This is a genomic window from Cognaticolwellia mytili, from assembly GCF_002104475.1.
GTDB classification, from domain to species: domain Bacteria; phylum Pseudomonadota; class Gammaproteobacteria; order Enterobacterales; family Alteromonadaceae; genus Cognaticolwellia; species Cognaticolwellia mytili.
On record NZ_NBOF01000001.1, the window covers coordinates 359,741 to 381,424 of the forward strand.

Here is a 21,684-nt window from a genome sequence, read left to right on the forward strand (position 1 = left end):
TAAGTGCACAGCGGAGAATATGTGAGTACTGCGGATAGTCAAAAAAATCAAGTGATAGAAGATATCGTCAAAGTTCCTCAACATGTCGCTATTATTATGGATGGCAACGGACGTTGGGCGCAATTACGTGGTAAGAAGCGTGTAGTTGGTCATAAGTCTGGTGTTGAATCGGTAAGATCTTCCGTATCTGCAGCGGCAAAACATGGCGTTAAAGCATTAACATTGTTTGCTTTTAGTAGTGAGAATTGGCAACGTCCAGAAAAAGAAGTAAGTGTTCTGATGGACTTGTTTATGTTTGTGTTAACTCGAGAAGTTAAACGCCTACATAAGAATGGTATTAAATTTAGTGTTATTGGCGATTTAAGTAAATTTTCGTCAAAATTGCAAAAAATGATTTCAGATTCTGAAGCGTTAACTGCTAATAATACGGGTATGGTGCTATCTATTGCAGCAAACTACGGTGGACGGTGGGACATTACCCACGCTGCTAAGAAGTTAGCCGAGCAAGTTGTTAAACAAGAAATTACAGTAAAAGATATTACCGAAGAGTCACTTCACGAGCAGACAAGTTTAGCTGAATTACCTGAGTTAGATTTGTTAATTAGAACCGGTGGTGATTTTCGCATAAGTAACTTTCTATTGTGGCAAGCAGCCTACGCTGAATTCTATTTTACTGATGTTTTATGGCCTGATTTTAATGAAGAAGAATTTACTAAAGCGATCACACAGTTTGACTTACGTGAACGGCGTTTTGGTCAAACTGGTGAACAAGTAACTAATAACTAAAATAAATACTAACGTAATTTAAGGATTCCCGTTTGTTAATACAACGTATAATAACCGCTTTATTACTTGCCCCCGCCGCTATTTGGGCAATATTTTACTTATCGCTGCCTACTTTTGCTGCGGTTATCTTAGTCGTTATGGCCATAGGCGCTTGGGAGTGGGGACCTTTAATGGGGTTCCCTAATAAGCGCCGTCGATTGGCTTTCGTCGGGGTTTCGGTATTACTCATTGGCGCTCTTTGGTATATGTTACCCATTGAGCAATTATGGCAAGCGCCAAAACAATTACTTAGCCAAGTTAACCTTGTTTTGTGGCTCGCAGTTGCTTGGTGGCTGCTATCGGCAGGTTTAACTTTTTTATATCCACGTTGTAGTTCTTTTTGGTCTAGTCATCGCTCAGTAAGAGGAGTTTTTGGTTGGTTAACGTTAGTACCAACTTGGCTAGCTTTCATCGTACTGAGAAGCAGCGAATATAGCACGGACAACTACCATGGTGCGCAATTATTAATGGTCTTATTCTTAATGGTTTGGAGTGCTGATATTGGTGCTTACTTCGTTGGTAAATCTATTGGTAAGCGAAAGCTACTGCCGAATGTTAGTCCAGGGAAAACTCTTGAAGGCTTTTTAGGTGGAGTATTATTTGCTTGTCTTATGGTTTTATTAGCAGGTTATTTTATTGGTTGGACAGTTGAACAATATCGTGTCGTGATCCCGGTGACTATGCTGATCACGACTATCTCTGTATTAGGTGATTTAAATGAAAGCATGTTTAAGCGCCAAGCGGGAGTTAAAGATAGCGGTACTATTTTACCTGGTCATGGTGGTATTTTAGACCGTATTGACAGCTTAACAGCTACCGCACCAATTTATGCTTTATGTTATGCATACTTGGGTTGGTAAAATAAATGCAAAAACAAACCTTATGTATATTGGGTTCTACGGGCTCAATTGGTAGAAGCACACTTGATGTTGTGCGATTACATCCTGAAAAGTTTGACATTGTCAGTTTGTCAGCCAACGCTAATGTCGACTTAATGCTTGTCCAATGTCAGGAGTTTCATCCTGAAAAAGTAGTGATGGTTTCTAAGCAACATGCAGATGCATTAACCTTGAAGCTAGTGGAGGCAGGTTTAAGTGAAATTGAAGTGTTTTCTGGCACCAATGCATTAGAAGATATTGCAAAGGCCGCTGCAAGCACAACCGTTATGGCAGCCATTGTTGGTGCTTCTGGTTTATTGCCGACATTAGCGGCAGTAATTGCCGGTAAAAAAGTACTACTAGCCAATAAAGAAGCACTAGTGACGTCAGGCGCAATCTTTATTGATGCGGTAAAAAAATCTGGTGCTCAATTATTACCCATTGATAGCGAGCACAATGCTATATTCCAATGTTTACCGTTAACGGCACAGCAACAACCAGGTTACTGTGACCTTGATGACAATGGCGTAAGCAAAATACTGTTAACTGGTTCTGGTGGTCCATTTAGAACTTGGGAAAATTTTGACTTAGACAGCGTTACCCCAGCACAAGCCTGTGCTCATCCTAATTGGGATATGGGTAGAAAAATTTCTGTTGATTCTGCCACTATGATGAATAAGGGCCTTGAGTTTATTGAGGCTAAATGGCTTTTTAATGTCGAAGCTGATGACATACAAGTGGTTTTACACCCACAAAGTACTATTCATTCAATGGTGCAATATAAAGATGGCTCAGTATTAGCGCAAATGGGAAATCCCGATATGCGTACGCCTATCGCTCATGCCTTAAGCTTTCCAGAACGTATCGAGTCAGGGGTCGAGCCATTGGATTTCTTTTCAGCTAAATCCTTTGAATTTCAAGATGTGGATTACGTTAAATATCCAAACTTGAAATTGGCTATTGATGCCTGTAAACAAGGCCAAGGGGCCTGTACTGCGCTTAACGCGGCCAATGAAATTGCAGTTGATGCTTTTTTGAACGAAAAAATTAAATTCACTGATATTGTAAAAATAAATGAAACTTCTGTGAATAAATTTGTCTCAGAAAGGGTGGTAACAATAGAAGATGTTATTACGTTAGACCAGAAGGTAAGAGTGTTTGCTCAATCTTTGTTGGAAAATAATGAATTAGTAGGGCAGTTATAGCGTGACCATATGTTAGAGTTTTTTTGGAATTTAGCCTCTTTTGTTGTTGCTTTAGGGGTATTGATTACCGTTCATGAATATGGTCACTTTTGGGTTGCTCGCAAGAATGGTGTGCAAGTAGAGCGCTTCTCTGTTGGCTTCGGTAAAGTGCTGTGGCGTAAGGTTGACAAATACGGCACTGAATACGTTATTGCCATGATCCCATTAGGGGGCTATGTAAAAATGCTTGATAGTCGAGTGGATGATGTTAGCGAAAGTCAGCTTAGTCAAACATTCGACGGTAAATCGGTGTATCAGCGAATCGCGATAATTGCTGCAGGCCCCTTGGCAAACTTTGCCTTTGCTATTTTCGCCTTTTATTTGATGTTTCTTATTGGTGTTCCCAGTATAAAACCTATTATTGGCGACTTAGAAAAGAACTCCATAGCTGCACAAGCATCACTTCCGACAAACAGTGAAATTATTGCTATTGATGAAAAAACAACCGTAGATTGGCAAGAAGTAAATTTGGCCTTAGTTAGTGCTATTGGTGATGAACAGATTGTCATAACGGTCAAACCTAATGGTAGCGTTTCAAATAATAAATTTTATTTGAACACGAGAGATTGGTTATTTTCTCCAGATAAAGAGTCCGCAATTGCAAGCCTAGGCATAAAGCCGTTTCGTGCTATTACCTACGCAAAGCTAGCTGTGATTGGTAAAGATAGTCCTGCAGAGAAAGCGGGCCTACAAGTGGGCGATGAATTAATATCAATTGGTGGCGAAGCGATTAATGGTAATTGGCAAAAGTTTTCCGAACAAATTAAGTTATACCCCGATAAAACGGTGAGTGTAACGGTTTTACGAAATGATGTAATAATAGAGCTCATAGTAAAGCCTGAGGCTAGGAAACACACTGAAAAAATTATTGGTTTTTTAGGCGTTCAACCAGTCTCTGAACCTTATCCTGAAGAATATTTATTTGAGCAAGCATACGGCCCTATATCTGCGATACATGAAAGTGTTAATAAAACATGGAATTTAGTAGTGTTGAGCTTTGATATGATTGGCAAGTTAATCACTGGCGATGTTTCAGTGAAAAATTTAAGTGGGCCTATTTCGATAGCGCAAGGTGCAGGTAGTAGTGCAAACTATGGTTTTGTATACTTTTTAGGTTTTTTAGCATTAATTAGTATTAACCTAGGTATTATTAATCTTTTACCTTTACCTGTGCTAGATGGAGGCCATTTATTTTATTATTTTATAGAGCTTTTTACAGGGAAACCTGTACCGGAAAAAATACAAGAAATAGGTTTTAAATTTGGTACTATAGCGTTACTGAGCTTGATGAGTATCGCCATATTTAACGATTTATCGCGATTATAACTAAAAGAAGTATAAAGTTAATATTATATGATTATTAAAAAAATTGCCCTGGCGGTATTATTAGGTAGTTTGGGAACTTCAGTACAAGCGGCTGACGATTTTCAAGTAGAAGATATTGAAGTTAAAGGTCTACAACGTGTTGCGTTAGGTGCTGCGTTAACACATATCCCATTTAATGTCGGTGATAGCCTAAACGAATTTCGAGTATCGCAATCGATTAAGGCACTGTATAAGTCTGGTCATTTTAGTGATGTCGTGGTTTCACGAGATGGTAACACCGTTATTTACCGAGTGCGGGAAAGAGCAACCATCAGTGCTATTACCTTTGAAGGTAATAAGGACTTAAAAGAAGAGCAATTAACAGAAAGCCTTGATAAAAGTGATATTCGTGTTGGTGAAACATTAGATATGACGGTTATTTCCGGTATAGAAACTGGGCTTGAAGATTTTTATCATAGTGTTGGTAAATATAACGCAGATGTAAAAGCAGAAGTGACTCATTTACCGCGTAATCGCGTTAATATCGCCTTTACCTTCATTGAAGGTGATGCAGCAGCTATTGAGCAAATCAATATTGTTGGTAATGAAAAATTTTCTGATACTGAATTACTTGAACGAATAGAGCTAACTTATGACTCACCTTGGTGGGACTTTATGGCACAAGATCGTTACCAAAAACAAACTCTGCAAGGAGATATGGAAACGATTAAAAGTTACTATCTTGATAGAGGGTATTTGCAATATAAAGTTGACTCAACTCAAGTATCCATGACGCCAGATAAAAAAGCAGTCTATATTTCATTGAACGTTACTGAAGGTGAAGTTTATACTGTTAGTGAAGTTGATTTTATTGGCGATATGGCTGGTTTTGAAGATACTATTAGAGCAATAACACCAATTAAAACTGAAGAGCTTTATAATGGCGCACTCATTACTTACTCAGAAGAATTAATTAGTAAGTTTTTAGGTCGCTATGGCTATGCTTATCCTAAAGTTGTAACCATTCCTGAAATTAATGAAGAAGATAAAACAGTTAAATTAGTATTATCTGTTGATCCAGGCAAGCGTATCTATGTTAATCGTATTAACTTTAAAGGTAACCACGTAACTGCAGAGCATGTTTTGCGTCGCGAAATGCGTCAAATGGAAGGAGCTTGGCTATCAAACAACCTTGTTGAAGGTTCAAAAGCCTGGTTGCAACGTCTACCTTATATGGAAACAGTTGAATTTGAAACCAATCAACTACCAGGTGAAGATGATCTAGTTGACATCGACTTTGAGGTTAAAGAGCAACCTTCAGGTTCATTTACAGCGGGTATTGGCTATGGTTCAACAAGTCAATTAAGTTTAAATGCAGGCATTCAACAAAATAACTTTTTGGGTACGGGTAACCGTTTAGGCTTTAGCATTAACACTTCTAATTATTCGAAAAGTGCTAACATCTCTTATACAGATCCTTATTTTACAGTTGATGGTGTATCTTTAGGCGGCAATATATTTTATCAAGAATTTGATGCTGGTAATGCCAATCTTGTTGAATACAATAATAAAACTTACGGTGTCGGAATGACGTTAGGTTTTCCGATTAATGAATATGTTCGTTTAAACTTTGGTGTAGGCTATAAAAGTAATGGTATTACACGTTTACAAAGTTATGAGCAAATTCAAAAGTTTTATGAGTTATATTCAGATCCTAATGATCCGGATGGCGGATTAGAATTTGAAAGCTTTGATATTAATGCATCAATATCAAGATCAACATTGAATCGTGGCACATTTCCATCTGATGGCTCGCAGCAAAGCTTATCGTATAAAATGACTACACCAAATTCGGATGTAAACTATTTTAAGGTTAATTTGGACACAAAATGGTATTTTCCATTAACTCAGGATCAACGTTGGACTGTTTTAACCAAATTTCAAATTGGGTATGGTAATGGCTATGGCTCGGTAGAAGGAAATGATCAAATTCTACCATTCTGGGAAAACTTTAGAGCCGGCGGCTCTGGCACACTTCGAGGGTTTGAATCGAATATTGTTGGTCCAAGAGCTATTTACAGATATCCAACTAACATTCCTGGCACTCCTGATTCGGCTGGTGGCGCAAGTGGTTGTTGTTTAGGGCCAGATCATGACTTTATTCAAACGTCCAAGAAGTCTGTTGGCGGTAACGCCATTGCACTAGCAAGTATAGAGTTAATTGTACCTACTCCATTCTTAGATGAAGGTTTTAGTAATAGTGTTCGAAGTAGTATATTTGTTGATGCTGGCAATGTTTGGGATACGGAGTTTAGTTTTGACGATTACAAAGACTTAGCTCCTATCGAGTTTGAAAAGCTTGCTGATTACTCTGATGTTGGACGCTATCGTGCATCTGCAGGTATTTCTGTGCAATGGTTATCACCTATGGGACCAATGATTTTTAGTTTCGCTAAAACGTTAAAAGAAGAAGAAGGTGATGACACTGAGTTCTTTAGTTTTAATATTGGTCAAACATTTTAGTAAAATCGTGATTAGAGCCTAATAATTAAGGAAAATGATGAGCTTTTCCCTTTTAGGCTTGAACCAAACAACTTGAGGCGGTATAACTACCGCATAATAAAATTATAGTAACAATATAAAAGAATATTTTAGGAGTAGAAATTGAATAAATTGATTAAATCTATCGTCATGACAACCGCAGCTTCAGGTTTTTTATTAGCAAGTTCAGCAATGGCAGCGGATCAAAAAATAGCGGTAGTAAACTTTCAAGAAGTGATGGGTAAAATCCCTCAAACTGCTACTATTATGAAAAGTTTAGAAGAAGAATTTAAAGATGATAAAGCGGTACTTGCACAACTAGAGCAAGATATTAAATATCAACAAGAAAAAAAGAAGCGTGACGGCTCTTTGATGAGTGCTAAAGAAATTGAAGATTTAGACGCAAAAATTGGTACGCTTTTTCAAGAATATCAAGTTAAAGGTAAAGCATTTCAACAAAAAACCGGCGTTCGTAAAAATGAAGAACAAAGTAAAATTGTTGCTTTAGTACGACAAGCCATTGATAACATTGCGGCTAAAGGCGACTATGACTTAGTGCTTGAACAAAGTGCTGTAGTTTATTCTAAGCCTGGCAGTGCGATCACTGAACAAGTAGTTAAACAAGTTAGCAAACTAAATTAATTTTCCTACCTAACTTGGTTTAGACAAATTAACTTTTGTCGCTCCAGTTGTCTTTTACTTCAATATTCCGAATCAATTTGATTCGGAATATTGCGTTTAGCCCTATGATGGTAAACGTTCATCTTTCAATCTATGCTTTAGATTAAACTTAAAAAGAAGTTATTATTTATGAGTTATAAGCTCGCAGATATCGCAAATAAAATAGGCGCTGTGCTCCATGGTGATGGGCAATGTGAAATTGATAGTATTGCGACATTAAATACTGCTCAACTTGGCCAAATAGCTTTTTTAGCTAACAGTAAGTATGGCGATCAACTTGCAACGACTAAGGCAAGTGCGGTTATTATTTCAAGTAAAGAAATTGAAAATTGTCAGTGTAATGCCCTCGTAATGGATAATCCATACATGGGATATGCCCTAGTTGCTCAACTACTTGATACCAGCCCTAAGCCAGCAAATGCCATTCACGCATCTGCCATTATCGATGAAAGTGTCATCTTGGGCAAAAACGTTACAATAGCAGCCAATGTAGTGATAGAAGCAGGCGTTAATATTGCTGATAATGCTAGCATTGGGGCTGGAAGCTTCATTGGCATTGGCGCTAAAATAGGTGCTAACTCGGTGATATGGTCAAATGTAAGTATCTATCACTGTGTTGAAATTGGTCATAATTGCCAAATACATGCTAATACTGTTATCGGATCTGATGGTTTCGGTTATGCAAATGATAAAGGTAAATGGATTAAAATACCTCAATTAGGGACTGTTATTGTTGGCGATAATGTTGAAATTGGGGCGAGTACGACTATTGATCGCGGCGCACTAGAAAATACCGTTATAAAAGATGGTGTGATACTCGATAATCAAATACAGATTGCCCATAACGTAGAGATAGGTGAAAATACAGCTATTGCGGCATGTAGTGTTATTGCCGGCAGTACCACAGTTGGGAAAAATTGTGTTATTGCTGGACTAGTGGGTATTAATGGACATATTACGATCGGTGATGGTTGTGTTTTCACAGGCATGACCATGGTTACTAAGGCTATTGAAAAGCCAGGTGTTTATTCATCAGGAATGCCTTGTCAGCCGAATAAAGAGTGGCATAAGAATAACGCTCGTATTAAAAAACTTGAATCACTGACTAAGCGTATGGCCAACATAGAAAAAGAAATATCAATTGATAAAAATAAGTAATTATTGATTATCGTTATGGAAATTGAGGAATAAATCTTGGAAGCGCAAAAAAATATTATTGATGTAGAAGAAATTAAAACACTTATCCCACATCGTTACCCTTTCTTATTGGTAGATCGTGTCTTAGATTACACGCCTGGTAAGTCTATTCATGCTATAAAAAATGTTACGGTTAATGAACCTGCATTTATGGGACATTTTCCTAGTTACTCTATTTTCCCTGGTGTTTTGATTCTTGAAGCACTTGCCCAAGCAAGTGGCATTCTCGGTTTTAAATCCGTTGAAGATAAAAATGAAGGTGAATTGTTTTTATTTGCTTCTATTGATAAAGCTAAGTTTAAAAGGCCGGTACACCCTGGTGATACCATGCATTTGCATTTAGAGTTTGTTAAAGAACGCCGTGGTATGTGGAAGTTTTATGCTGAAGCAAGAGTTGACGGAAAAGTTGTCTGCTCAGCTGATCTCATGTGCGCAAGGCGAGCATTATAATATGGTAGATACATTGATTCATCCGCAAGCAATAATTGAAGACGGCGCTATTATTGGTGACAACGTAAAAATTGGTCCTTGGACATATGTTGCAGCTAATGTAATTATTGGTGATGATTGCGAAATTAGCTCTCATGTTGTTATCAATGGGCCAACGAAAATAGGTAAAGGAAATCGTATTTTTCAATTCGCCTCTATTGGTGAAGATTGTCAAGATCTGAAATATGCTGGTGAATTAACAGAATTGGTTATCGGAGATAACAATACCTTTCGAGAAAATTGTACTGTTCACCGAGGCACTATTCAAGACCACAGCTTGACCAAAATTGGTAATAACAATTTGTTTATGGCTTATACTCATGTTGCCCATGATTGTATGATAGGTAGTAATTGCATTTTGGCGAATGGTGCCTCAATTGCCGGTCATGTTCATGTAGGTGATCATGTCATTATTGGTGGTATGGCAGGTGTACATCAATTTTGTCATATTGGCGATCATAGCTTTGTTGCCGCCAATTCATTAATATTAAAAGATGTTCCGCCTTACGTAATGGCTTCTGGTCAGCCGGCAAAGCCATTTGGTTTAAATAGTGAAGGTTTAAAACGTCGTGGTTTTGACAAAAACGTAATTCTTCAGATTAAACGAGCTTATAAGTTAGTTTATCGCCAAGGGCTAACCGTGGATGGGGCAATTGCGAAGATTAGTGAAATGAAACACAATATGACTGAATTAGATACCTTCACCGATTTTATTCGACATTCTAGTCGCGGTATTATTCGTTAGTATTATGCACTTAAAAGAAAACTTAACTCAAAAGCTTGATAGTCAAATGGTTCTAAAACAGGGAAATAGCGAGCAAACGCTTATATTTGCAATTGTTGTTGGCGAACACTCAGGTGATACTCTAGGCGCCGGCCTGATGCAGCAATTGCTTAACTCCTATCCACAAGCCGAGTTTATTGGTATTGGTGGACCAAAAATGCAAGCGTTGGGTTTTAAAAGCTTATTCGATATGGACGAGTTATCTGTGATGGGTGTTTTTGAAGTATTAGGGCGACTGCGCCGATTGCTTCATATTCGCAAATCACTAACCGACTACTTCTCAGCGAACAAACCAAGTGTTTTTATTGGTATTGACGCACCAGATTTCAATATTACCCTAGAAGAAAGACTAAAAGCACAGAACATTAAAACCGTCCATTATGTTAGTCCTTCAGTATGGGCGTGGCGTGAGAAACGCGTATTTAAAATTGCTAAAGCAACTAATATGGTTTTGTCATTGTTGCCTTTTGAGAAAGCATTCTATGATAAGCATCAAGTGCCTTGTACCTTTGTTGGTCATTCGTTAGCAGATGATATTCCTATGATCTCTGATAAATCTGCCGCACGAAATTCACTTGGCTTATCTGAGTCTGCAACAATTCTTGCATTAATGCCAGGTAGTCGAGGTGGTGAACTATCTCGATTAGTTGAACCATTTTTATTAACAGCTAAAAAGTTATTATTAAATAAGCCTGAGCATATTAAAGAGTTACTATTTGCTGTCCCCATGATCAGTGAAAAACGCGCTGAGCAATTTAAAGAACTGCATAAAAAATTTGCTCCTGAGATTGCGGTCAATATTATTATTGGCGAAACGCAAAAAGTAATGGCGGCAAGTGATTGTTTGTTAACGGCATCAGGCACAGTGACATTAGAAGCAGCACTGGTGAAACGCCCTATGGTGATTTGTTATAAATTTAATCCGCTGACTTACCATATGTTCAAAGGTTTTGTGAAATTGAAGTGGTTTTCTCTCCCCAATTTACTTGCTAATAAATCACTTGTCCCTGAGTTACTGCAAGGGCAAGTCACAGTAGATAATATTATCCCCTTAGTGGAAGAGCGTTTGTACCAAGATCAATCAGCCTTAAATCAGGCTTTTACTACTATTCACCAAACACTTAAGCAAGATGCGAGTAAACAAGCGGCAAATGCCGTCATTGATTTATTATAATATTGGTTGTGAATTATTATGCCTGCTCCAAAGAAAAGTTTTGAACCCTTTGAATACCCTGTTGCCTATTGTATCGCTGGTGTCGATGAAGTAGGGCGCGGGCCATTAGTTGGCGATGTAGTGACTGCGGCAGTAATTTTAGACCTTGAAAATCCGATTGAGGGATTGATGGATTCAAAAAAACTTTCCGAAAAGAAAAGGCAGCTTTTGTCGGTTGAAATCAAGCAGCATGCCATTGCTTGGTCAATTGGCCGAGCAAACCCTGAAGAAATAGATACCTTAAATATTCTTCATGCAACTATGCTTGCTATGCAACGTGCTGTACTTGGCTTAAAGGTTTTACCTGACTATGTACTTGTCGATGGTAATCGTTGTCCGACATTTGCTGCAGAAGGCGGTAATATTGCCAGTCAAAGCGTCGTAAAAGGTGATGCGAGAGTTGCAGAAATTAGTGCTGCATCTATTTTGGCTAAAGTCGCACGTGATGATGAAATGGTTGCTTTAGATAAGTTGCACCCAGAATATGGTTTTGCCCAGCATAAAGGTTACCCCACCAAAGCTCATTTAGAAAAAATCATTGAGCATGGTGTTTTAGATAATTACCGCCGAAGTTTTAAACCTGTAGCAAATGTTATTGCTAATTCAGCCAGCAATCATAAAAATAATTAGAGCCATTAATGTCTGAACCTGATCATTCACCTGCCGTAATTGACACTACTGATGTTGTAACATCAAGCGAGCCTAAATTTATTCACCTAAGAGTTCATAGTGACTACTCGATGTGTGATGGCTTAAAAAAAGTTAAGCCAATAATTGCCAAAGCAGCAGATTTGAATATGCCGGCACTGGCATTAACCGATCAAACCAACCTGTGTGGTTTAGTTAAGTATTACCATGCAGCACATGGCGCAGGTATTAAGCCTATTATTGGCTGTGATTTTTGGGTGAAAAGTGATGAGTTAGGTGATGAATTATCCCGGTTAGTGATATTAACTACAAATAATGTTGGTTATAAAAATATTACCGAACTGATCTCAAAAGCGTATTTACGCGGTCACATTCAAGGTAGAGCGGTATTAGATAAAAGCTGGTTAATTGAACATGCACATGGACTAATTCTGCTTTCTGGTGGTCGAGAGGGTGATGTTGGTAAAGCCTTATTAAAAGGCAATGTAGAAGTTGTCGATGAAATGCTAAGTTTTTATCAGCAATATTTTCCTAATTGCTATTACTTAGAATTGATCCGTACGGGCCGTAGTGATGAAGAAAATTACCTGCACTTAGCCGTTGAACTTGCTTCTCGTTGTGATTTACCACTCGTTGCCACTAATGAAGTGATGTTTTTAAGTCCAGAAGACTTTGATGCGCATGAAATTAGGGTAGCTATCCATGACGGTTTCACTTTAGACGACAAACGTCGCCCTAAAAAGTACAGTGAAGAGCAGTATTTGCGTAGTGAAGAGGAAATGTTGGAGCTTTTTTCCGACATTCCAGAAGCACTAGAGAATTCCGTAGAAATAGCCAAGCGATGTAATGTAACCGTTACTCTAGGTGAATACGTTTTACCTGACTTTCCAACCGAAGGCTTATCGATTGAAGACTTCTTAGTTAAAGTATCCGAAGAAGGTTTACAAGAACGTTTAGAGTTTTTATTTGATAAAGACGCGCCAGATTTTGCTGAAAAACGTAAACCCTATGATGAACGTTTAGCCATTGAACTTGAAGTTATCAATAATATGGGCTTTCCAGGTTACTTCTTGATCGTTATGGAGTTTATTCAGTGGAGTAAAGATAACAATATTCCTGTCGGACCAGGCCGTGGTTCTGGTGCCGGTTCACTAGTCGCTTATGCGCAAAAAATTACCGATTTAGATCCGCTAGAGTACGATTTACTGTTTGAGCGTTTCTTAAATCCTGAACGTGTTTCAATGCCTGATTTCGATGTCGATTTTTGTATGGACAGACGAGATGAGGTCATTGACCATACTGCAGAGTTATATGGCCGTGATGCGGTATCGCAAATTATTACTTTTGGTACCATGGCCGCGAAAGCGGTTATTCGAGATGTTGGTCGTGTACTAGGTCATCCTTATGGCTTTGTTGACCGCATATCAAAATTAATTCCACCGACACCAGGCATGACTTTAGCGAAAGCTTTCGAGGAAGAGCCAAAACTACCTGAAGTGTATGCGCAGGACAGTGATGTAAAAGATCTTATTGATATGTGCCGTATCTTAGAAGGTACAACACGTAATGCTGGTAAACATGCCGGTGGTGTGGTTATTTCACCAACCACTATTACTGATTTCGCACCATTATATTGTGACGAAGAAGGTAAAAATCCGGTTACGCAGTTTGATAAAAATGATGTTGAAGATGCCGGTTTAGTTAAATTTGATTTCCTTGGCTTACGTACGCTAACTATTTTGCAGTGGGCCATTGAAATGGCGGATGCCAAGCTGATAAAGCAAGGTAAAGAGCCAATCAATATTGCCGCGATAGATTTGGAAGATAAAGCCAGCTTTAAAGTTTTATTGAAATCAGAAACTACAGCAGTATTCCAGCTCGAATCAAGTGGTATGAAGTCACTGATTGCAAAATTAAAGCCCGATTGTTTTGAAGATATAATCGCCTTAGTGGCCTTGTTTAGACCGGGGCCATTGCAATCAGGCATGGTTGATAACTTTATTGAACGTAAGCATGGTCGAGAAGCGGTAAGCTATCCCGATGAAACATGGCAACATCTCGACTTAAAGCCAATTCTTGAACCGACTTACGGTATTATTCTTTACCAAGAGCAAGTGATGCAAATTGCTCAGGTACTTGCCGGCTATTCTCTTGGTGGTGCTGATATGCTTCGTCGAGCGATGGGTAAGAAAAAACCGGAAGAAATGGCTAAGCAGCGTGCTGGTTTTGAAGCCGGTGCGATAGGCCGTGGCGTTGATGGCGAACTCGCCATGAAAATATTCGATTTAGTTGAAAAGTTTGCTGGTTATGGTTTTAATAAGTCGCATTCAGCTGCTTATGCTTTAGTTTCATATCAAACATTGTGGATGAAAACACATTTCCCTGCGCCATTTATGGCAGCGGTGATGTCAGCAGATATGGATAACACCGAAAAAATTGTTACCTTAGTCGATGAATGTAGCAATATGGGCATTGATCTATTGCCCCCTGATGTGAATGCCGGCCAATACAAGTTCACAGTAAATGAAGATGATCAAATCGTTTACGGTATTGGCGCAGTTAAAGGTGTCGGTGAAGGGCCAATAGAGGCCATTATTTCTGCACGTCAAACTGGCGGTCCATTTACTGATTTATTTGATTTTTGCGCCCGTTTAGATTTAAAGAAAACCAATAAAAGAATACTGGAAAAGTTAATTAAATCCGGTGCTATGGATGCCTTAGGCCCGCACTATCAAATAGGCTCAACGTTAGAGCAGGGGAAAAACCGCGCCGCGTTATTTGAAACCTTGGTTGAAGCCATTAAAGCGGCAGAGCAACATGCTAAGGCCGAATCTTTAGGTCAAAATGACTTATTTGGTTTGATTAACGACGAACAAACGGATGATAGACAAGAATTTAAAACAGTAAATGCTTGGCCAGAGGAAAAGTGGTTAGACGGTGAAAAAGAAACCTTAGGGCTTTATTTAACAGGCCACCCCATTAATCGTTATTTAAGTGAAATTAAGCGTTACGCGACTAACCGCCTCGTTGGTTTACAACCGACGAATAAAGACAAAACTTCCGTCGCGGTAGGTTTAGTGCTAGGGGTGCGAGTTTTAGTCAATAAACGTGGTCGTCGTTGGGCATTAGTTACACTCGATGATAAAAGTGCTCGAATGGACATACGTTTATTCCCAGATGACTACGATAGGTTTGCAGAATTGCTAGTTTCTGATGCTATTTTAGTCTGTAGCGGACAGGTCAGCTTTGATGATTACTCTGGGGGTATTACAATGACCGCCCGAGATATCATGACAGTTGCAGATGCCCGTGAAAATTATGTCGCTTCACTTGATTTGCAGATTGATAAAAGTAAACTTTCGGATAACTTTATTGAACGGTTTATTGAAGTGTTAACGCCGTACAAAGAAGGTATTTGCCCAATTCGCGTTTTTTATCAAAGAGATGAAGCGCAAGGTATGCTAGAATTGGGCGTACAGTGGCGCGTATCGCCAAGCGACATGCTATTATACGATTTGAAAACCCTGCTGGGTGATGAGCAAGTCGAGTTAAAATTTAAATAAGTAGTGTTCATAAAGAACGGTACTCCTTGACAACATAGGTAAGAATAATCATATGTCATTAAATTTCTTAGATTTTGAGCTGCCAATTGCAGAGCTTGAAGCAAAAATTAAAGAACTAGAGTCGGTCAACAATGGCCAAGAATTAGATCTTGATTTAGAAGAACAAATTACTCAATTACGTGCAAAAAATAATGAGTTAACAAAAAAAATATTTTCAGACTTAGACCCATGGCAAACCGCACGCGTGGCTCGTCATCCCCAGCGTCCTTACACTTTAGATTACTTACCACTTATATTCACGGAATTTGATGAGTTAGCCGGTGACCGAGCCTATGCAGATGATAGTGCTATCGTTGGTGGTACAGCACGTTTGGACGGAAGAGCCGTGATGGTTATTGGTCATCAAAAAGGTCGTTCTACAACTGAAAAAGTAAAACGTAATTTTGGTATGCCGCGCCCAGAGGGCTACCGTAAAGCGTTACGTCTAATGAACATGGCGGAACGTTTTAATATGCCTATTATTACCTTTATCGATACGCCAGGTGCATATCCGGGTATTGGCGCTGAAGAACGTGGTCAAAGTGAAGCTATTGCAACTAACTTGAAAGTAATGGCACGCTTAAGTGTACCTATTATTTGTACAGTTATTGGTGAAGGTGGCTCCGGTGGGGCTTTGGCTATTGGTGTTGGTGATAAAGTTAACATGTTGGAATATTCGACATATTCAGTTATCTCTCCAGAAGGTTGTGCGTCAATTTTATGGAAAACTGCAGAAAAAGCACCAACTGCAGCTGAAGCTATGGGTATTACGGCCAAGCGTATTAAAGAATTAGATCTTATTGATAATATTGTTGAAGAGCCTTTAGGTGGCGCGCATCGTGATATGGATCAGATGGCAGCATTTTTGAAACAATCACTTAAAAGTAATTTAGCCGAGCTTGAAAGCCTTTCAAAAGAAGAGTTAATTGACAAGCGCTACGACAAACTCATGTCGTTCGGTTACTGTTAACTTAATAAAAAGCGACCAACTCAATGGTCGCTTTTTACTTTCCATTCATGAATAAAATCGAATCAGCGCTACTAGCGTTTTTTAAAAATACCAATGATAAAACTATTGTCGTTGCATACAGTGGTGGTGTTGACTCACAAGTATTGCTTGCCGCTTTATCGACATTAAAACAGCAAAAGCAGCTAACAAATCCTATTTTGGTTTGTCATGTAAATCATGGTTTAAGTACTAATGCATCCGCCTGGCAACAGTTTGCAACTGAGCAATGTCAACAATTTGAATTACCGCTGACTATTCATCAGTTAGCATTAAAAAAACTACCCCAGCAAAGTCTTGAAGCAATAGCCAGAGACGCGCGCTACCAGTGTTTGATTGAAACAAATGTTGAGCCAGCCTTCATTGTTACAGGTCATCATCAAAATGACCAAACAGAAACCTTTTTATTAGCATTAAAGCGTGGTGCAGGTTTAAAAGGTTTATCGTCAATGGCGCAACAGACATCACTTGCGCAACATTCACTAGTGCGACCACTGTTAGCTATTTCTCGTGAATATATTGTCACCTATGCTCAACATCGAAGATTAGACTGGATTGAAGATGAATCAAATGAAGATCAAACCTTCGATCGAAATTTTATTCGCCATACTATCGCACCTGAGTTATTTAGCCGTTGGCCGAGTTTTAATCAAACGCTGAGTCGTAGTGTTGGCCATTGCCAAGACGCACAGTTGTTACTAAATGAAATTGCAGAAGAAGACTTTAATAAAGTATCATTTTCGAGTGAAGTTTTGTCGATTCCGATGCTACTAAGTTTAAGTGCATTACGATTTAATAATGTCATACGATTTTTTCTCGCCAAGCATGATAAATTAATGCCAAGTAGCGCTCAGTTAATGCAAATTACTCAACAATTACATGCTAATAGTGATAAAAACCCCTGTGTACAAATTGCAACTTATTGTTTGCGCCGTTATCAGCAAAAGCTTTATTTAACTGATAACTTTGTTGATGTTAGCGAATGGAGTAGGAAGATAGGTGTGACTTTAGAAGACAAGAAAATTGAACTGCCTGATAACTTAGGTAACATTCAATTTTCTGTTGTCGATGGTGAGAGTGATATTGTTAATAATGATTTTGCTGCCAATGACTCTCATCAATACATTGATATAATAGCGCCAAAAGCTGAGCAAACGGTAAGTGTTCGATTTAGTCATGATAATCCAAAATGTTTACCGCATTTTCGTGATAAATCGCGTGCTCTTAAAAAAATATTACAAGAGGCAAAAATACCAACGTGGCAGCGTCAACGCATACCTTTTGTTTATTACGATGAAACATTGGTAGCCGCGCTTGGGCTTTTTGTTTGTAAAAACCATATACCGCAGCCAGAAGACAGCAAGTTAACGCTAGTCTGGCTTGAACATAAATAATTAGGGTAGAATAGAATTATTATCGCTGCCTTGAAACGGTTGCGAATTAATCTTCAATATTATTATAACAATCGGAGTTCTTATGAATTTAGTGCTAAAGCTTATTGCTGGCATAGTCGCGGGTATCGTCATTGGCCTATTTGCCCCTGATTTTCTCATACAATTAACTTTTACTATTCAATCTTTTATCGGGCAACTAATTAAGTTTACTATCCCATTAATTATCTTGTTTTATATTGCTAGCGGTATTGCGTCATTACCTCAAGGTTCGGGTGCATTACTAGGTAAAACCGTTGGCCTAGCTTACGGTTCAACCATTGTTGCTGGCGCATTAGCATTTATTGTTGCAAGTACTATTTTACCTGGTTTAATTTCTGGCAATGCATTAGAAGCAGCGGCAGAAGGTGAAAAGCTAAAAGGCTTTTTAGATATTAGCATTCCGCCTTTGTTTGATGTGATGACAGCGTTAGCATTAGCCTTTATTTTTGGTATTGGTATTAGCGCAATTAATGCGACATCGCTTCGTACTAATTTAAACGAAGCGCGTGATGTAATTGAAATGCTATTAAGCAAAGTTATTATTCCGGCATTACCTTTTTATATTGCGGGTGTATTTGCCGAAATGACAGTCGACGGCACTGTGTTTTCCACACTTCAAACTTTTGGTTTAGTATTAGTGCTTGCATTAATCATGCATTGGCTTTGGATCACAATTCTTTATGTTGCCACTGCAATGGCGATGAAAAAGTCGCCTATGGTATTATTGAAAAACATGATGCCAGCGTATTTTACAGCGTTAGGTACTATGTCTAGTGCAGCGACCATTCCTGTGTCTTTACGTGCAACTAAAGCTAATGATGTTAGTGACGGTGTTGCTAATTTCACCGTACCACTTTGTGCATCAATTCATTTAAGTGGTTCAACAATTACCATAGTAACTTGTGCAACAGCTGTTATGTTATTAACGCCTGAACTTGCATTACCTGGTTTAGGCGGCATGATGGGCTTTATATTGATGCTAGGTATTGTCATGATTGCAGCACCAGGTGCTCCAGGTGGCGCAGTAATGTCAGCAATTGGTTTACTTGCAAGTATGCTTGGCTTTACCGATGCAGCGTTAGCGTTAATGATAGCGTTATATCTAGCTCAAGATAGCTTTGGTACTGCGTGTAATGTTACCGGTGATGGCGCTATTGCTATTTGGGTAGATAAATTTGCTGGTGAAGATAGCGCGTTAGCGAATCAAAGCAATGAAGTTAAAGAATCAACCTAGTTTTCACTAAGCCTTAGTAGCTTAATTAAATTTAAAGGTGGCGCTAGCCACCTTTTTTGATCTTAATACCTTCATCAACGCGACAGAGCTTGATTTTAAATCAATAACGCTTATTTAAATGCTAAATGTTCTACCATAGCATTGGCAACATTGGCATAATAGCGACAAATTTTTTGTGGGTATATTTATTATGGTAACAGAGCAAGCAGTAAAGCAACGCAGTAATTCAAGCTGTGAATTTTGTGCATCAACTGACGGTTTAAGTGTTCATCCGGTGCCGCCGACAAGTGACTTAAGCGCACAACAAAGTATTTATTTATGTAGTAATTGCTTAGGACAAGTAGAAGGTACTGTTGAGCTTGATATTAACCATTTACGTTGTTTGACCGATGCAATGTGGAATCAAGAACCAGCAGTGCAAGTAATGGCTTATCGTATGCTACATAAAGTATCTAGTGAAAGCTGGGCACAAGATGCACTTGATATGATTTATTTGGAAGACGACGTTAAAACTTGGGCTGAACAGGGTATTGCTGCAGCTGAACGAGAAGGGCCTACCCGCGATAGTAACGGCGCTGAATTACATGACGGCGACAATGTTACCTTAGTTAAAGATCTGAAGGTTAAAGGGGCTAATTTTACTGCCAAACAAGGCACAATGGTACGTGGTATCAGTTTAACGGATAACCCTGAGCATATTGAAGGAAAAGTTAATGGTACGCGTATTGTGTTAGTTTCTGCGTACTTAAAGAAAGCATAAGATTTTCAATCAATCGTTTTAAGGCGAATACTTAAATAACGATAATGATAACTTTAAATAGCTAATAAAAAGCACCGAGAGTAGTTCGCCTACAGCCGGTGCTTTTTTTATACAAATTAGTTAATTAATCTTTGACTAATTAACGTGTTAGGGCAAAGAACATAGTTTTTGCCTGATATTATTCACAGAGTAAGTAAAGCTAAAGCTACTGTGCTTTAATTGCTGCCGCCATTGATTGCTCTGCTACTTGCTCTAACCAGTTCAAATCCATGGTTTTATGGGCTTCACAAATAAACCAAGGTTCACGAGAATCTGGTTCTAGCATTAAGCCATTATCAATTAAATTCATCGCAAATTGCGTATAAAGGTCGCTATTCGTTTGCTTCCAGTCACGATAGTTTTGTGGTACTTCACTACCAAAATGTACGCCAAACATAGCATCTGGGCCCGCAAAGCAATGCTCAATACCAAACTTTGTAAATACACGTGAAAGAACTGTTTGAATTTTTTTACCAACACTAGCAATAGTTGCCAATGCATCAGTTTCTTTTAATAACGTTAATGTAGCTTTAGCTGCACTTAGTGCCACCATATTTGCCGTATAAGTACCGCCGTGTGTTACGCCGCCTTTATCAAAAGAAATGGTATCCATGACTTTAGCGCGACCACCAAAAGCAGCAACAGGGTAGCCATTACCCATGGCTTTTGCGTAAGTAGTTAAGTCAGCGTAAATACCATAAAGCTCTTGTGCCCCGCCTTTAGCAACACGAAAGCCTGTTTTTACTTCATCCATAATCAGTAATGAACCGTTAGTATCACAAACGTCACGTAGTTTTTGCATGTAGTCTTGAGTTGAGGCGATTGAGCCACAGTTACCCATAATAGGCTCAATCAAAACTGCAGCAATATCATCGCCATGTTCTGCAAATACAGCGTCGATAGCGGTAATATCATTTAGTGGCACGCTGACTTGATGTTCACGAGTACTTTGTGGAATACCTGCACCAAATGGAATGATTTCAGGTGATTTTTCTGTACTGTCATCCCAGTTATCAACATCTGACTTCCACATAACTTCATCATGAAGACCGTGAAAACCACCTTCAACAACAACTATTTTATTACGTTTAGTAAAACCACGAGCAGTACGTACCGCGCCAATAACCGCTTCTGTGCCAGAATTTGCAAAACGCATTTTATCAATGTTAGGACAAAGTGACTTCACTAACTCGACTACGTCTGAATCAAGGCCAGTAGAAAACCCAGAAATAGTGCCAACATTAGTAATCGCATTAATTACTTCGTTATCAACACGCTCATCACGGTAACCAAGAATAATTGGCCCATAGGCAAGACGAAAATCAACAAAGGTTTGGTCGTCACAATCAGTAATCGTGCAGCCTTTCATACTACTTAAAAATACAGTGTTGTCTTCACCCCAATAACGATAACTATCAGCTACGCCCATTGGCATATTGGTGTGAGCTCTTTTGAGCATAGCGTTACTTTGTGGTTTTTCTGTTTTCATTATGGGTACTCTTTATCTTGCTAAGTGTTTTAATATGCGCTGAAATTTAATGTGGGCAATAATACAGGGAAGCTAATGTTTCTGGAAGTGTTAAGCACATTTAAAATGCTATATTAATCATGATTTCTGTCACTAGTTTTTTAAAGAAAGACTGTATCGGTAATGTATATGTGCTGCTATATTTCTGACTTTATTATCTAAGCGTCATTGCGTCGAGAGGTGACTTTACTGAGAAGTTTGCTGTGCCTAATTTTTATTAGTTAAAAACTACCGAGAAATTATAAAACAGCCTCTATAAGATATAGAGGCTGTTCGT

General features: G+C 38.7%; 17 protein-coding genes. 16 read left to right on the forward strand and 1 reads right to left on the reverse strand.

The annotated features are described in order from the left end of the window. Positions 1 to 21 precede the first annotated feature (21 nt). The 16 genes from B7C41_RS01420 to B7C41_RS01495 all read left to right on the forward strand — a co-directional run bounded on the left by B7C41_RS01420 (position 22) and on the right by B7C41_RS01495 (position 19,840). Entirely contained in the window at positions 22 to 786 is a 765-nt protein-coding gene (locus tag B7C41_RS01420) for an isoprenyl transferase (RefSeq protein ID WP_085296977.1), read from the forward strand. Between the two features lie 32 nt (positions 787 to 818). Next, positions 819 to 1,685: a phosphatidate cytidylyltransferase gene (locus B7C41_RS01425; protein WP_085296978.1), complete on the forward strand. Its 867-nt coding sequence runs from the start codon at positions 819 to 821 to the stop codon at positions 1,683 to 1,685. 5 nt (positions 1,686 to 1,690) lie between these two features. Next, positions 1,691 to 2,908 (forward strand): 1-deoxy-D-xylulose-5-phosphate reductoisomerase, encoded by a 1,218-nt coding sequence (gene ispC, locus B7C41_RS01430; protein WP_085296979.1) that lies wholly within the window; start codon positions 1,691 to 1,693, stop codon positions 2,906 to 2,908. Between the two features lie 9 nt (positions 2,909 to 2,917). Further along, positions 2,918 to 4,273 (forward strand): sigma E protease regulator RseP, encoded by a 1,356-nt coding sequence (rseP, locus tag B7C41_RS01435; RefSeq protein ID WP_085296980.1) that lies wholly within the window; start codon positions 2,918 to 2,920, stop codon positions 4,271 to 4,273. 27 nt (positions 4,274 to 4,300) lie between these two features. Continuing rightward, complete coding sequence (gene bamA, locus B7C41_RS01440) at positions 4,301 to 6,775, forward strand: outer membrane protein assembly factor BamA (RefSeq protein ID WP_085296981.1); 2,475 nt, start codon at positions 4,301 to 4,303, stop codon at positions 6,773 to 6,775. 141 nt (positions 6,776 to 6,916) lie between these two features. Next, entirely contained in the window at positions 6,917 to 7,435 is a 519-nt protein-coding gene (locus B7C41_RS01445) for an OmpH family outer membrane protein (protein WP_085296982.1), read from the forward strand. A 168-nt stretch (positions 7,436 to 7,603) separates the two neighbouring features. Further along, positions 7,604 to 8,632, forward strand: a complete 1,029-nt coding sequence (lpxD, locus tag B7C41_RS01450) for a UDP-3-O-(3-hydroxymyristoyl)glucosamine N-acyltransferase (protein ID WP_085296983.1) — start codon at positions 7,604 to 7,606, stop codon at positions 8,630 to 8,632. A gap of 36 nt (positions 8,633 to 8,668) precedes the next feature. After that, positions 8,669 to 9,121: a 3-hydroxyacyl-ACP dehydratase FabZ gene (gene fabZ, locus B7C41_RS01455; RefSeq protein ID WP_085296984.1), complete on the forward strand. Its 453-nt coding sequence runs from the start codon at positions 8,669 to 8,671 to the stop codon at positions 9,119 to 9,121. A gap of 1 nt (position 9,122) precedes the next feature. Then, positions 9,123 to 9,905 carry an acyl-ACP--UDP-N-acetylglucosamine O-acyltransferase gene (gene lpxA, locus B7C41_RS01460; RefSeq protein WP_211279488.1) on the forward strand — a complete coding sequence of 261 codons (783 nt, stop codon included), beginning with the start codon at positions 9,123 to 9,125 and terminating at the stop codon, positions 9,903 to 9,905. Between the two features lie 46 nt (positions 9,906 to 9,951). After that, positions 9,952 to 11,118 carry a lipid-A-disaccharide synthase gene (gene lpxB / locus B7C41_RS01465; RefSeq protein WP_085297670.1) on the forward strand — a complete coding sequence of 389 codons (1,167 nt, stop codon included), beginning with the start codon at positions 9,952 to 9,954 and terminating at the stop codon, positions 11,116 to 11,118. Between the two features lie 18 nt (positions 11,119 to 11,136). Beyond that, positions 11,137 to 11,787, forward strand: coding sequence for a ribonuclease HII (gene rnhB, locus B7C41_RS01470; protein WP_085296985.1), 651 nt, complete (start codon positions 11,137 to 11,139; stop codon positions 11,785 to 11,787). Positions 11,788 to 11,795: 8 nt separating this feature from the next. Then, positions 11,796 to 15,368 carry a DNA polymerase III subunit alpha gene (gene dnaE / locus B7C41_RS01475; protein WP_085296986.1) on the forward strand — a complete coding sequence of 1,191 codons (3,573 nt, stop codon included), beginning with the start codon at positions 11,796 to 11,798 and terminating at the stop codon, positions 15,366 to 15,368. Positions 15,369 to 15,420: 52 nt separating this feature from the next. After that, a complete protein-coding gene (gene accA, locus B7C41_RS01480; protein WP_085296987.1) occupies positions 15,421 to 16,377 on the forward strand; it encodes an acetyl-CoA carboxylase carboxyl transferase subunit alpha in 957 nt (318 codons plus the stop codon). 47 nt (positions 16,378 to 16,424) lie between these two features. Continuing rightward, positions 16,425 to 17,807, forward strand: a complete 1,383-nt coding sequence (gene tilS / locus B7C41_RS01485) for a tRNA lysidine(34) synthetase TilS (protein WP_085297671.1) — start codon at positions 16,425 to 16,427, stop codon at positions 17,805 to 17,807. An 82-nt stretch (positions 17,808 to 17,889) separates the two neighbouring features. Continuing rightward, positions 17,890 to 19,080 carry a dicarboxylate/amino acid:cation symporter gene (locus tag B7C41_RS01490; protein ID WP_085296988.1) on the forward strand — a complete coding sequence of 397 codons (1,191 nt, stop codon included), beginning with the start codon at positions 17,890 to 17,892 and terminating at the stop codon, positions 19,078 to 19,080. A 190-nt stretch (positions 19,081 to 19,270) separates the two neighbouring features. Then, on the forward strand, positions 19,271 to 19,840 hold the full coding sequence (locus tag B7C41_RS01495) for a PhnA domain-containing protein (protein WP_085296989.1): 570 nt from the start codon (positions 19,271 to 19,273) through the stop codon (positions 19,838 to 19,840). 205 nt (positions 19,841 to 20,045) lie between these two features. Here B7C41_RS01495 and B7C41_RS01500 read toward each other — a convergent pair whose 3' ends face one another. Further along, positions 20,046 to 21,368: an aspartate aminotransferase family protein gene (locus B7C41_RS01500; RefSeq protein WP_143764259.1), complete on the reverse strand. Its 1,323-nt coding sequence runs from the start codon at positions 21,366 to 21,368 to the stop codon at positions 20,046 to 20,048. Positions 21,369 to 21,684: the final 316 nt, after the last annotated feature.